The organism is Candidatus Zixiibacteriota bacterium, assembly GCA_019038695.1.
In the GTDB taxonomy this organism is placed as follows: Bacteria; Zixibacteria; MSB-5A5; order GN15; family FEB-12; genus B120-G9.
In genome coordinates, this window is record JAHOYZ010000012.1 from 89,108 (window position 1) to 101,276 (window position 12,169).

Consider the following 12,169-nt stretch of genomic DNA (forward strand, 5'->3'; position numbering starts at 1 on the left):
AAAGAGATTAGAAGCAAGGAAGTTATAGGAGAAAACGGTGGTATCACTCAAACTGACTGATGAACAGCTTGAATTCGCGGCCATGGCGCGAGAATTCTGTCAGAAGCGCGTCTTCCCAGTTACCCGGAAACTCGATGAGGAAGGGATTCCCGACGACCTGCTTCAGGAGATGGCGGATCTTGGATATCTCGGATGTGCGATTCCTGAAGAATTCGGCGGAATGGGAGTCGATCAATTCTCTTTGGCCGGTATTATTGAAGAATTCGCACGTGCCAACGGCGGCCTCGCAACGCTGATTGCCGCGCACCTCAGTCTCGGCTACAAGAGCCTTGAGCTATATGGTAATGACGAACAGAAGAAGAAATACTCACCCCTGATGGCCAGTGGCGGCATTGCCTCGTTTTGTCTCACAGAGCCGAATGCCGGGACCGATGTGTCGGCCGTAAGTACCAAAGCCGAGTCCGGCCCCGACGGCTTTGTTCTTAACGGGGAAAAGATGTTCATCACATCAGCCGATATTGCTAAGTTTTTCGTCGTGATTTGCAAGACGGAGAATCGACATACGGCATTCCTGGTAGAACGTGATGCTGAAGGTCTTTCGGTCGGCCTTCCGGAGAAGAAGCTGGGGATAAGGTCATCCAAGACCTGTAGTGTTCATTTTCAAGACGTCAAAGTGTCCCCCGATGCAATGCTCGGAGAACTCGGCAAGGGACTGAGAGTTGCTTTGACCGTTCTTGATTACGGTCGACTGGGAGTTACCGCTGGAGCCCTCGGAATGGCTGAGCAAGCCTTCACCGAAGCCGTAGAATACGCTCAGAATCGTATCCAATTTGGCAAGTCGATTGCCAGCTTCCAAGCATCCCAGTTCACCTTTGCCGACGTCCGGTTGGATATCGATTGCTCTCGGCTGCTTCTGTACGACGCCCTGGCGAAGTGCCATGCAGGTGAGCGCTTCTCTACCGAAGCGGCCAAGGCCAAACTCAAAGCGTCCGAAACGTCCTGCATAGCGGCCGATGCTAATGTTCAGATGCATGGTGGTTACGGTTACACACAGGACTATAATGCAGAACGCTTGTATCGAGACGCCCGGATAACCAGGATATACGAAGGCACTTCCGAGGCTATGCGAATGATTATCGGCAGTGCGTATCGGTAAGGGCAAACGACAATCATTGTGAAGGAGATCCCTTTATACTCTGGCTGCTTTGTCTGCGGCCAGGAAAACGAGACGGGTCTCAAGGCCAGGTTTTTCTGGGACGAAGATAAGGCCGTCTGCGACATCACCGCGAATGAGGCCTTCTCCGGTTACAAGAATGTGTTTCATGGCGGCATTGTTGCCACTCTGCTCGACGAAGTTATGATAAAGTCACTTCTGGCTCAGGGGATTCTTGCCGTCACGGCCGAACTCACAGTTCAATTCCTGAAGCCAGCTAACTGTGGCGACAAACTCCACCTTGAAGGCTGGAAATCCGGCGGCAAAGGGAGTGTCTACCTGACCGAGGGGCAGGCCGTCAACCAAGATGGTGACACAGTGGCCAGGGCAACGGCCAAATACGTGAAGCCCAAAAGCGGTCTGGGCGACAGACTTCGTGAGTCACTGTAGTTGAGTCTCTATAGGCATCTAAGTTCTCGCAGGGCCTCAAGTACACCTTCGCCGATGGCGTTGGCCTTGTCAGACATTACATAGCAGTGTTCCTTCACACTACGGGGATCGATATCGCCGATCTTCTGACCTATATCTACTTCCAGGCCATCATGGATCAACCCCCGCACGACCCCGTCAATGGCGCCAACGACTGCGATCGACTTAACATAGCCGAGAACCTGACCGGACCGAACAGTGTCCGAGATTCTGCACCGAGCCACAAACGTGCCCTGGGCGGGAGAGCGCAGGACTCTCCGCCGACTATACCCGTGGACAGAAGCAGGGACACCGGAATAGACCTCGGGAGAACCGGAGTAAAGTACTCGTCCCAGGTTTGTCCCTCGGTTCGTTTCTATGGCAGCATGGCAATTATCAGAAGCAGTGAAACCCGGACCGAGACCGATCACTACGGGCGCCATTCCGAGATTAGTCTCGCTTCGCTGTTTGAGCATACGAGCGTCGATAACTACCATCGGTGCTAAAGTGGACAGTTGTTTGGCTTCCGGATCGATCAATAGAGGAACAATCCGATCATCGGTGGTTGCCTCGGCCTCTTCCACGTTACTAACGAGGACGGCAGTAACCCCCTCAATCGTTAATCTCTCCTTGAAAAACGCTTCGGCGTAACACACGTGACGCCTTACACACGAAGGAGCCGGCTTCTCCAGGGCGACCACGCTATGGCCGTCCAGTACCAGGTATTTTATGACCCCTGAGGCCATCTCTCCCGCCCCTCGGACGATTACCCTATTCTTGACGGAATGCGAAGTCACCCTGGATTTCAGTCTGTCTTGTTCTTTACGGAGATCAACTCGGCCAGTATGGAGACGGCGATTTCATAGGGGCCTTCACCCTTGATGTTCAAACCGATGGGGGCGTGCACCTGCTCCAGCCGCGCCGGATCTACACCCGATTTCTCCAGGGATGCAAACATCTTGCGAACCTTCGCCTTTGATCCAATCATGCCGATGTACGCACACTTTTCCTCAATGACCTGCGCCAGGACCGGTTCGTCGTGCTTATGGGAGCGGGTGACGATGACCACATAACAATCGCGATCAAGAGCGGGGAGATTTTCCTGGTAGTTAGAATCTGTCGTCAGGGTCGTCACAGGTTCATTGTATTTGCTCAGAATATCCGGGCGATCATCAATAACGCAAACCGAGAACTCGGAACCGGCGGCAAGTCTTACGAGTTCGTTGCAGATATGCCCCCCGCCAAAAATCAACAATCTCTTCGGTCTGGAGCTGACTTCCATGAAAACTTCCCCTTCACCTCCACATGACATTCCGGTTGCATCCTTACCCATCTGCGAAAATGCATATCGTTTCAACTCGTGGTTCACGCCCGTGTTCAACAGTCGAAGACAATCGTCAATAACCAACTTTTCAAATGTGCCGCCACCTATTGTGCCTGAGATTGTCCCATCAGGGAACACCAGCATTTTGGCTCCGGCCAATCGCGGCGACGGTCCGGCCGTCCGCACGATGGTGGCCAGCACAAAGGGCAGACCAGCCTTCTTACTATTGTGCATTTCTTCAAAGATACTCATGAACCGTAACCTGTTTTGTTTGTGTTTTGGCCGGTGCTATGATCCCGTCTGCATAGGTTGTCTTACCTCTATCTGTCAGCTCCATATTGCAGCGCCATAAGATAGTCGGATTCATCGTCAATGTCAATCTGTTGTGTCTGGTCCATCAGCTTAGCAACGTCAGCTTCGTACCGGCTGACAAGTTCATTGCCTACTCGATCACCTTCCAGCGAGAGCAGGTCATTGAACAGAGCGCTCGAGAACACGATCGGGTGACCACGGCCAGTCGGTGTATCCACGTAGAGGATGGCCGGCAGAATTTGCTTGTATTGATCAATAGCCCGGTTTATCAAGTCGGAGGTGACACCCGGTTTGTCCGCCACCATGAACAGAGCAGCGCCGGCTTCGTCCGCAATGTGGCAGATAGCTATCTTGATTGACTCTGCTCGGCCCTGAAGATAGTTAGGATTGTATATCAACCTCACTCTATCGTTCACTCTGCCAGACAACAGTTTTTCGATCTGAGTGCTCTCATATCCTGTGACAATGAGAATATTGTCGACCCTGGAATTCGACATTTGCACCAGGGTCTCTTCAATAATCGTGTGCTCCCGGTATTTCAACAAAAGCTTATTAGCCGAACCCATCCGCGAGGAAGTCCCGGCGGCGAGAATCACTCCGGTGATATTCACCTTCTTACCCCTGATGCGCGGACCATCCTGATAACCTTGTGGGGGTATGCGGTTGTGCAGTTTATGGCTTTTTGGTATCAATATATGTACTCCGGTGGAAAGGTAACAAAAGGAGGATCTATGTCAAGTTCGTCGGATCCGGCGTTATCGGAGAGTGATCTGTCTTCGGTTCCAGGGATGCGACTGTAGCCGCGCACCGATTGCCGGAGAAAACAGTTGATTCTCACGCTGTGCACCCTATCTTGCCGGCTATGTTTGTTTGAATGGGTCCCTTGTCCAAAGGTTTACTTGTGCCTGAAGAACTAGTGTTTCTTCGATATATTTAAGGAGGATAAAAGGATGGATCTTGGTCTGAAAGGTCAACGTGCAATAGTTACCGGAGGTAGTGTAGGTATTGGAACATCTATCGCATTGGAACTGGCTCGCGAGGGATGCGATGTTGCCATCAACTACCGCAAGCATGACACGGAGGCAAAAAAGGTCGCTGAGCAGATTGTCGCTATGGGTAGGAAGGGATTGGCGATTCAGGCGGACGTGTCGAATTATGATGATGCGCAAAATATGGTGAAAACCGTCACGGAGGAATTTGGCGGACTTGACATCATGATTTGCAACGCTGGCATCAACTGGGACGGTGTGATCTGGAAGATGTCCGAGAAGCAATGGGATCAGGTTATTAATGTTAACCTCAAGGGGTATTTCAATTACAACAAAGCCGCCGCACTCATCTTCAAGGATCAGAAGAGCGGAAGAATCATTAATATCTCATCCATAAACGGCCTTCGCGGTAAGTTCGCCCAGACAAACTACGCGGCTTCCAAGGGTGGCGAAATCGCCATGAGCAAATCATTAGCCAAGGAACTGGGCAAGTTCAACGTCACCGTGAACGTTGTTGCCCCCGGCATGGTGATGACCGACATGGCCAAGAACATACCCGCTGAGTTTCTCAATATGGCCATCGATGAGACTGTTCTGGGGCGAATCGCTGCTCCGGATGACGTGGCCTATTTGGTTACATTTCTGTGTTCGGACAAGGCTCGCCACATAACCGGAGAAATCTTCAAGATCGACGGCGGTCAATACATTTAGGAGGCACCAATATGGCCCGAGTGGGAATAATAGGTATAGGACACGGAGAGTTTGGACGCAGAAGTGATGCCACCGTTCAGGAGTTGGCCTTCGAGGCATACCGCGAGGCAATCCATGATGCCCAGGTGGATCCAGCTGACATCGACGGTACGGTAATCGGCTCAGTCCCCGAGTACCACAAACAACGCTCATTGCCCGGAGTTGTACAAGAATACCTGGGATTGAACCCAAAACCAACCTGGTTAACGGAAGTGGCCTGTGCCTCCGGCAGTGCCGCTATACGCACCGCCTGGATGGGTATCGGGTCCGGAGCGCACAAGATGATGGCGGTCATTGGCTGTCAGAAGATGACGGAGCTGGCCACCCCTGAGATTCTGGCCCTAATGGGGCGGGTCGGTGAGGTGCAATGGGAGTCGGTGTTCGGCACCACCTTCCCCGCCTACTACGCGTTATTTGCCCAGAGCCACATGCACGAGTTCGGCACCAAGCGCGAACAACTGCTTCAGGTAGCGGTCAAGAATCACTACTACGGCGCACGGAATCCCAACGCACTCTTTCAGAAAGAAATCACGATTGAAAAGGCTCTGGCATCGGACCCGGTATCTGATCCTTTCCAGGTCTACGATTGCTGCGCCAATGCCGATGGGGCGGCCTGTGTGATCCTTGCCTCGGAAGAAATCGCCAAGAAAGCCAAAGGGCCGGTCGTTTGGCTGGACGGTATGGCCTGTTCGACGGCCAGCATGTCAGTACTCAGGCGACCCAATCTGACAGGACTTCCTAGCGCCGAGGAAGCGTCACGGATCGCTTATGAAATGGCCGGTGTCGGCCCCAAGGACATTAAGGTTGCTGAGGTTCATGATTGTTTTACCATAGCTGAGATCATGGCGTATGAGGACCTGGGCTTCTGCGAACGAGGGGCCGGAGGTAAGTTCATCGAAGAAAAACAGTCGTACATTGGCGGATCGACCCCGGTCAACGTCGACGGTGGGCTGAAATCCAAAGGCCATCCGATCGGAGCCACCGGAGTCTCGATGACGGTGGAGATCGCCAAGCAGCTAAGAGGAGAAGCGGGAGAACGCCAGGTGCCGGACGCCGATGTCGGACTCACGCACAATGTTGGTGGCATCGGACAATATTGCTTTGTCCAAGTCCTCAGGAGGGACTGAGCTTATGTTTAAATGGTTTGGAAAAGTAAATTTCTCGCCGTACACCAAAGTTACAGATTTCGCCGACCACCTCAAGGACGGTCACCTGATGGCATCCAAGTGCAAACAGTGTGGTCAAGAGTCATTCCCGCCTAAGGCTGATTGCAGCAAGTGTCTCTCTGGTGAATTCGAGTTCACGGAATACGACGGACAAGCGACACTTCTTAGTTTCACGAAGATTCATGCCGCCCCGACCGGATTCGAGGATACCGTTCCCTACACAGTCGGAGTTGTTGATCTCAAAGATGGCGGACGTTTGCTGGCCTGGTTTGGCGAATCGATTGCCGAGAGCGACATTAAAATTGGCATGGACCTTCAAGTGGTACCTCAGATTTTCGAGGAAATAAAAGACATCAAAGTTTACTACTCGTTGGAAAAACCGGGGACAACCTGGTCCAAAGTGTAGCGACGATCTCGCCTGCACAGGCTGGCTTTGAATTCAAGAAGAGTCCTGACACTAAATAGTGCTAGGACTCTTTTCATTTCAATCAATTACAATTAAGGCTTCAAACGTTAAGACTACCGGTTCTTCCAATCCGGCTTACGCCGTTCAAGAAATGACGCGATGCCTTCATTGGCGTCGTGCGTGGCCATCAACTCATCGACATAGAGCCGTTCCTGCTCGGGAAGCTTCTCTTTTATTACCCGGTTGAACTCAAGGCGCGCGGCTCTCACGGCATATCGTAGGGAAGAGGCGCTCTTGGCGAGAATATGCTCCTCAATCCAAACCTCAATCCCGGCCAGCAGTGATTCGTGATCATCAAATACTTCTGTCAGCAATCCGGATTCATCCGCCTCCAGGGCTGAAATCATTCTGCCGGACAGCAGGATATCGTCCGCTCTTGCCTGGCCTAGTTTCATGGGCAGGAGCAATGACGCCGGGGGTGCAAAAACACCGAGTTGGATTTCCGGTTGTCCCAACTTGGCGGTTTGATCGGCAAACATGAAATTGCACATAAGGGCCAGTTCCATTCCGCCGCCCAGACATTGGCCCGAGATTATCGCGGCGGTTGGAATAGCAAGATCAGCCAAGGTATAGAACAGCTCGTGGAACTGTTTCAACATCGCCGGGGCATTCTCGCAGGTGTGTTCCGGTACGCTGGCGCCAAAGCTGAAATGTTTGCCTGCGCCCGTGAACTGCAACAACTTCACACCAGGTTGCTGACGCAAATCATCCAGCGCCTGCTGCAAATCGGTCATCATCTCTGCATCCAGGATATTCGCCTTGGGTGCGTTTAGCGTCAGTCTCATGACTTGGCCGTCATGCAGCGATTGAGTTTGTATTTTGTCACTCATAATGCTTACTTCGGCAGAATCGCATTAAGGAGTTCATCGTCCCACGCGTGTCCCTCAGACAACATTTTGCGCAGCTTAATGAAGTCCACTTCTCTGTTGCCGCGGGGTCCTTCGTTAAAGGCCCTGAAGCCGGCCTTGCCTTCGGTCATCATGTTCAGTCCGAGCCAGTCACGGTTACTCTGTTGGTTTTTGTCCCAGTGTTCCAGTTTCTTTTTTCTCAGACTATTGAGGGTCTTATTGACACAATCCGGCATCAGGTAAAGCAGCTTGGTACAGAGGTCGTTCACGCAATCATCCAGAGGCGTAAGATCAATCGCACCTTCTTTGAGTTTTCCTTTGCCCGCTTTGAGGTCATCGCCCGATTTGGTTCTGCCATAGACAATAGCCCCGGAATCATTGAGCCAGCGATCGGTGATCACCATTGGATTGCGTACGAAGTTTTCGCCCAGCTTCAGCACGGGTACTGCGTCCGTTATTAGTCCGAGGTTCTTAGCCTCGTAGGCGCTCCACATTTCACAGAGCGTACAGCTTTGCATGGCCCGTTCGATACCCACGAACAGGTGAAGAAAATCAGTACTGCCGCCGTCGGGAGCACTACCGTGCCTGGGACCGGCCTGGCCGAAGATAGCCAGATCGCTGGCGACGGTAAAGTCGCAAGCCATTCCAATTTCCTGCCCACCTGCAATACGCATTCCGTTCACGCGGCAGATGACCGGCTTGTCGCACATGAGAATGGAGGTAATCATGTCGTTGAACAACCGCATGTACTGCTTGTACTCAAGCGGCCTTCCGGAATAATACTCGGCGTATTCCTTAGTATTGCCGCCCGTGCAGAAAGCTTTGTCGCCCACCGCCGTAAACACAACATTTGCGACCGAACGATCATTGGATGCTTTCCTGAAAGCCAGGATCACTTCCTTAACCGCCGCCGTCGTATATGAATTATATTGCTGTGGATTGTTGAGACAAATCCAGGCATTGTAGAGACCGTCGACTTCTTTGCCGTCCTGGCCGAGACATGGTTTCAGATCATAGATAATTTCCGTGAAGTCTACTTCTACCAGATCATGACTGACAATATCTCTTCCCATTTCCTACTCTCCTGTTCTGTTATACTGGTCACTCGTGACCTCAAACTGTCTTTGTCATCCTTCCCTAATGATCAGGCACCTTCGGAATCCGGGATGAGAACTGATCTCTTCAACATCTTCCCTTCCAAGGTGCGCGCGAATATGTCGTTGATTTGCGATAGCGGAAATGTTTCGGTGAATGGCTTGAGTTTGAGTTTACCTTCGGCCGTCAGACTGACAACATCGGTATAGAGTTCGGGTTTGCAACCCCACGTACCGATGACCTGGCCATCAAAAGCCATAAGATTACTCAGGCGTACTTCAAGCTTGTCGAGTGTGAAACCTACAATCGACAGAGTACCGGCGATACCCATAAGAGCGTAGGCGAGTTCTTGGCCGGCTTTCGTTCCCGACATCTCATAGATCTTCCAGCCAAACGGCGAAGCACCCATCTCCTTGCAGCCGGCCTTCACGGCTTTTTTCGTTTCCCGGATGTCGAGGCCTTTGATATTCAAAGTGTTTGAGATACCCACTTCGGAAAGCTGATCCAGTTTGTCCTGCGCAATATCAAGGGCCAGAACTTTGGCCCCGAGTATCCTGGCCAGTTGAGCCGCATAGATTCCAACTCCGCCCACCCCGATGACGACGGCAAAGTCATCCTTCTTCAAATCGCTCTTGACAATAACCTGGTAAGGCGTCGATACGGCATCGGCAATAACCGAAAGTTCGGCCAGTGAAGCCTGGGCCAAAGCAGCCTCTGGTACGACTGTCAGGAATCGAGCCGGAACGACCACGTGGCTGGCGAACCCGCCATCGAAATCATTGCCGGGCATCTTCTGATTCTGACAGATGTTGCTTCTTCCATTTTTACACAGTTCGCATTCGCCGCAGGGTAGCACCGCCGGAATCAAGACCGGCTTGCCGATAAGTTCGGACGGCCCTTCCAGGACTGTCCCGCTTATTTCATGGCCTAACACAAGCGGCAACGCGTGCTTGGTGGGTACCCCATAATGCCAGAAACTCAGATCCGTGTGGCACACTCCACAACCCGCAACTTCGACCAGAGCCTCGCCCTCGCCTGCTTTCGGCAACGGCGACTCGACCCGCTCGAACGGGGCATCCTTGGCAGTCATTTGATAGGCATACATCTGTTTCATATTCTCCTCCTAAGATTGCAAGATAGTCACATCCAATTACAATGTCAAGATCAGGCTCATTGGGACGACCGTTCCAGCATGTGAACCAGAGCCGTGATGGTTTGGTTATTGGGCGTAGCAAGACCGTACTTGCGACCATACTGAGCGATTCTCCCGTTCATGTAGTCGATTTCGGTCGCCAGTCCGCCTTCCAAATCTAATGCCATCGAAGGACGATGGTCCCCACCACCCTTCAAGTAGTTCAGACAGAACTCGCCAAAACCTTTGTCGTATTTGATACCATCCGCATTGGCTACCAAAACGGACTCGTCAATGATAGCTTTCACCATCTCCACCGCCTCGGGTGTATCCATAACCTGTTTCATGGTCAGTCTCGTGATTGCACAAACAGGGGCAAGGGCGGCGTTGAGGATTGCTTTCTCCCAGGTGTAAACCCGAATGTTGTCGGGGATTTCTGTTTTCAATTCGACCGAGCTAAGCATCTCTGCGATTGTGCTCGACATAGCACTGCCCTGGGGCGTCAAGGCGGCAATGTAATTTGGAGAATTGAAGAAAATCATGTTCACCGTGTTGGGAGAACTCATCCCGCCAGCCCAGTTGACCACCATACGCAAAGTTCTGTCTTGACCGACAACATTCGCAACTTCGAGTTCATTATCCAACCCATTCTGAGCACATAAGATAAAAGCTGTTTCCGGAATAACCTTCGATAACGTCGAGACTATTTTCCCCAGGATGGGTGTCTTCACCGAGACCACGACCAAGTCGAGATCATACTCTCCTAGTTCGTCAACGGCATAACACGCTACGGCTACATCGGCGGTTTTCTGGATCTTGTTCTCGACTTGAATCCCGGATTCCTTGATCAAATCTATCTTCTTGCGATCGATGTCACACGGAACAACAAACGCTCCGGCCTCTATCAGGTGAACGGCCAGAGTGGAACCGATTGGTCCCAGGCCGACCACGCCGATGCGCAGCTGGGTATTGTTAGTTTTTCCTGCCATCATGGCCTCCCAAATCCTGTATTCTTTTCAACCGGTATATCATGAATAACCGATTGCCTGTATTCTTCTTTTATCAAACAGTAGTACGAAAGCAAATGTCAGCAGACATACTATCCAGCAGAAAAAGATCGGATGCGGCAAACCCCAGCCCGCAAAGAGGGCAGAGATTTGCGGAACAGTCAGCCAAACGACTAACGCTATCATAGCCATCACTAGCGTCCAAGTGGCATGACCGCGTCGGCAAAGACCAGGAAAGAATATTGTCATCAGAGTTACTAATGTATAGGCGGTTGTTAACGTCAAGCCTATCAGTAGGGTCTTGAGGATACCGGACACAGTCACCGCCAGAAGGTAAGTTAGAACACTCAGTACCAATATCGTGAGCCGTGAGATCATCTTCTCCCTCCGTTCGGTCATGTCAGGAGTGACAAATCGTTTGATCAAATCTCCCACTACCAGGGTAGCACTGCCGACCAATAGAGCCGACGCGGTAGAAATATCGGCGGCCCAAAGACCTGCGAGAATAATCCCGGCCACGACCGGACTCAGACTCAGGACCATACGGGGCAGCGCTTCGGTTGGGACTATTCCCGGATGAAGCACCGCCGCAGCTACACCTATTATGGCACTGATAAAGCCGACCGGCAGGATAATCAATCCGCCCAGAATGAAACCCTTTCTGGCAGCCCCTGAGTCTTTGGCGGCAAAACTTATCTGCGCAATCGATTGAACCGAGAACACCGTTGTACACATGACTACTAACCACGCGATCACAAGTCCCCAGCCAAGTCCACTGAGATCAAAGCCGGGGTGTTGCGCTGGAAGTCGCGCGACAAGTTCGCCCAGACCTCCCACTTTTTCGACCGCCATGAAGGCCCCGAGACAGACTCCTACATAGATGAGGATGACATTGATGATGTTGGTCAAACCTGCCGCCCAGAAACCGCCGATCAAAGTAATTCCCACAAAGGCGATCGCCGTGACTAACATGCCCGCCTGGAAACTGAAGACATCGGGCAACAACGACGAAAGGATCGCAGCGCCAGCAACATATTGCAGGGACGTAATGACTAGTTGCAGCACCAACTGGCCAATAACTCCGATAACTCGACCCGACACACTGTAGTGTCTCTCGAATAGCTCCGGAAGAGTACTAACCTCCAGGCGACGATAACGGCGGGCCGCAACCAAACCGACCAGAAGCGCTCCGGCGGCCCAGGCCGCGTTATACCAACCGGCAGATATGCCGGAAGTGTAAGCGCGTTCCGCTACTCCAATAGTGGAAGCACCGCCGATCGCCAGACCGGTCAGAAGCGGGGCGATCACCCAAAATGGGAGACTCCGTCCTGCCAGAAGGTAAGCGACCATTCCTCCCGCGCTCAAACGCCGTGTCCACCACGTAATCAGATACAGGAGGACTATATAAACACATACGATGCTCAGCGGAATCCAGTTCATGATCTGCTCCTGTCGTCCA

The 12,169-nt window shown here is 52.1% G+C and carries 13 protein-coding genes; 5 read left to right on the plus strand and 8 right to left on the minus strand.

The window, feature by feature from the left end:
• Window positions 1-37: 37 nt before the first annotated feature.
• Window positions 38-1,156, plus strand: a complete 1,119-nt coding sequence (locus KOO62_05660) for an acyl-CoA dehydrogenase family protein (protein MBU8933473.1) — start codon at window positions 38-40, stop codon at window positions 1,154-1,156.
• Window positions 1,157-1,174: 18 nt separating this feature from the next.
• Window positions 1,175-1,603 (plus strand): PaaI family thioesterase, encoded by a 429-nt coding sequence (locus tag KOO62_05665; protein MBU8933474.1) that lies wholly within the window; start codon window positions 1,175-1,177, stop codon window positions 1,601-1,603.
• A gap of 8 nt (window positions 1,604-1,611) precedes the next feature.
• Here KOO62_05665 and KOO62_05670 read toward each other — a convergent pair whose 3' ends face one another.
• The 3 genes from KOO62_05670 to KOO62_05680 form a co-directional block, all read right to left on the minus strand.
• Complete coding sequence (locus tag KOO62_05670) at window positions 1,612-2,418, minus strand: EF2563 family selenium-dependent molybdenum hydroxylase system protein (protein MBU8933475.1); 807 nt, start codon at window positions 2,416-2,418, stop codon at window positions 1,612-1,614.
• Window positions 2,419-2,426: 8 nt separating this feature from the next.
• Window positions 2,427-3,197, minus strand: coding sequence for an XdhC/CoxI family protein (locus KOO62_05675; protein MBU8933476.1), 771 nt, complete (start codon window positions 3,195-3,197; stop codon window positions 2,427-2,429).
• 68 nt (window positions 3,198-3,265) lie between these two features.
• Complete coding sequence (locus KOO62_05680; protein ID MBU8933477.1) at window positions 3,266-3,949, minus strand: nucleotidyltransferase family protein; 684 nt, start codon at window positions 3,947-3,949, stop codon at window positions 3,266-3,268.
• A gap of 258 nt (window positions 3,950-4,207) precedes the next feature.
• Between KOO62_05680 and KOO62_05685 the strand changes: the two genes are divergently transcribed.
• Genes KOO62_05685 through KOO62_05695 form a run of 3 tightly spaced genes read left to right on the plus strand, consistent with a single transcriptional unit; the run spans window position 4,208 to window position 6,568 of the window.
• Window positions 4,208-4,957, plus strand: coding sequence for an SDR family oxidoreductase (locus KOO62_05685; protein MBU8933478.1), 750 nt, complete (start codon window positions 4,208-4,210; stop codon window positions 4,955-4,957).
• 11 nt (window positions 4,958-4,968) lie between these two features.
• Window positions 4,969-6,123 carry a thiolase domain-containing protein gene (locus KOO62_05690; GenBank protein MBU8933479.1) on the plus strand — a complete coding sequence of 385 codons (1,155 nt, stop codon included), beginning with the start codon at window positions 4,969-4,971 and terminating at the stop codon, window positions 6,121-6,123.
• A 4-nt stretch (window positions 6,124-6,127) separates the two neighbouring features.
• Window positions 6,128-6,568 carry a Zn-ribbon domain-containing OB-fold protein gene (locus KOO62_05695; GenBank protein ID MBU8933480.1) on the plus strand — a complete coding sequence of 147 codons (441 nt, stop codon included), beginning with the start codon at window positions 6,128-6,130 and terminating at the stop codon, window positions 6,566-6,568.
• Window positions 6,569-6,681: 113 nt separating this feature from the next.
• Here KOO62_05695 and KOO62_05700 read toward each other — a convergent pair whose 3' ends face one another.
• The 5 genes from KOO62_05700 to KOO62_05720 all read right to left on the minus strand — a co-directional run bounded on the left by KOO62_05700 (window position 6,682) and on the right by KOO62_05720 (window position 12,150).
• The gene (locus KOO62_05700; GenBank protein ID MBU8933481.1) at window positions 6,682-7,458 is read right to left on the minus strand and encodes an enoyl-CoA hydratase/isomerase family protein; all 777 of its coding nucleotides are present in this window, start codon (window positions 7,456-7,458) and stop codon (window positions 6,682-6,684) included.
• Between the two features lie 5 nt (window positions 7,459-7,463).
• The gene (gene oah / locus KOO62_05705) at window positions 7,464-8,549 is read right to left on the minus strand and encodes a 6-oxocyclohex-1-ene-1-carbonyl-CoA hydratase (GenBank protein ID MBU8933482.1); all 1,086 of its coding nucleotides are present in this window, start codon (window positions 8,547-8,549) and stop codon (window positions 7,464-7,466) included.
• A gap of 71 nt (window positions 8,550-8,620) precedes the next feature.
• Window positions 8,621-9,685 carry a 6-hydroxycyclohex-1-ene-1-carbonyl-CoA dehydrogenase gene (gene had / locus KOO62_05710; protein MBU8933483.1) on the minus strand — a complete coding sequence of 355 codons (1,065 nt, stop codon included), beginning with the start codon at window positions 9,683-9,685 and terminating at the stop codon, window positions 8,621-8,623.
• 56 nt (window positions 9,686-9,741) lie between these two features.
• Window positions 9,742-10,695: a ketopantoate reductase family protein gene (locus tag KOO62_05715; protein ID MBU8933484.1), complete on the minus strand. Its 954-nt coding sequence runs from the start codon at window positions 10,693-10,695 to the stop codon at window positions 9,742-9,744.
• Between the two features lie 36 nt (window positions 10,696-10,731).
• Window positions 10,732-12,150, minus strand: a complete 1,419-nt coding sequence (locus KOO62_05720; GenBank protein MBU8933485.1) for a sodium:solute symporter family protein — start codon at window positions 12,148-12,150, stop codon at window positions 10,732-10,734.
• Window positions 12,151-12,169: the final 19 nt, after the last annotated feature.

Coding starts and splice junctions, on each gene's coding strand:
- KOO62_05720 (MBU8933485.1), bottom strand. CDS start 12,150: ATGAACTGGATTCCGCTGAGCATCGTATGTGTTTATATAGTCCTCCTG.
- KOO62_05700 (MBU8933481.1), bottom strand. CDS start 7,458: ATGAGTGACAAAATACAAACTCAATCGCTGCATGACGGCCAAGTCATG.
- KOO62_05695 (MBU8933480.1), top strand. CDS start 6,128: ATGTTTAAATGGTTTGGAAAAGTAAATTTCTCGCCGTACACCAAAGTT.
- had (MBU8933483.1), bottom strand. CDS start 9,685: ATGAAACAGATGTATGCCTATCAAATGACTGCCAAGGATGCCCCGTTC.
- KOO62_05690 (MBU8933479.1), top strand. CDS start 4,969: ATGGCCCGAGTGGGAATAATAGGTATAGGACACGGAGAGTTTGGACGC.
- KOO62_05675 (MBU8933476.1), bottom strand. CDS start 3,197: ATGAGTATCTTTGAAGAAATGCACAATAGTAAGAAGGCTGGTCTGCCC.
- KOO62_05685 (MBU8933478.1), top strand. CDS start 4,208: ATGGATCTTGGTCTGAAAGGTCAACGTGCAATAGTTACCGGAGGTAGT.
- oah (MBU8933482.1), bottom strand. CDS start 8,549: ATGGGAAGAGATATTGTCAGTCATGATCTGGTAGAAGTAGACTTCACG.
- KOO62_05715 (MBU8933484.1), bottom strand. CDS start 10,695: ATGATGGCAGGAAAAACTAACAATACCCAGCTGCGCATCGGCGTGGTC.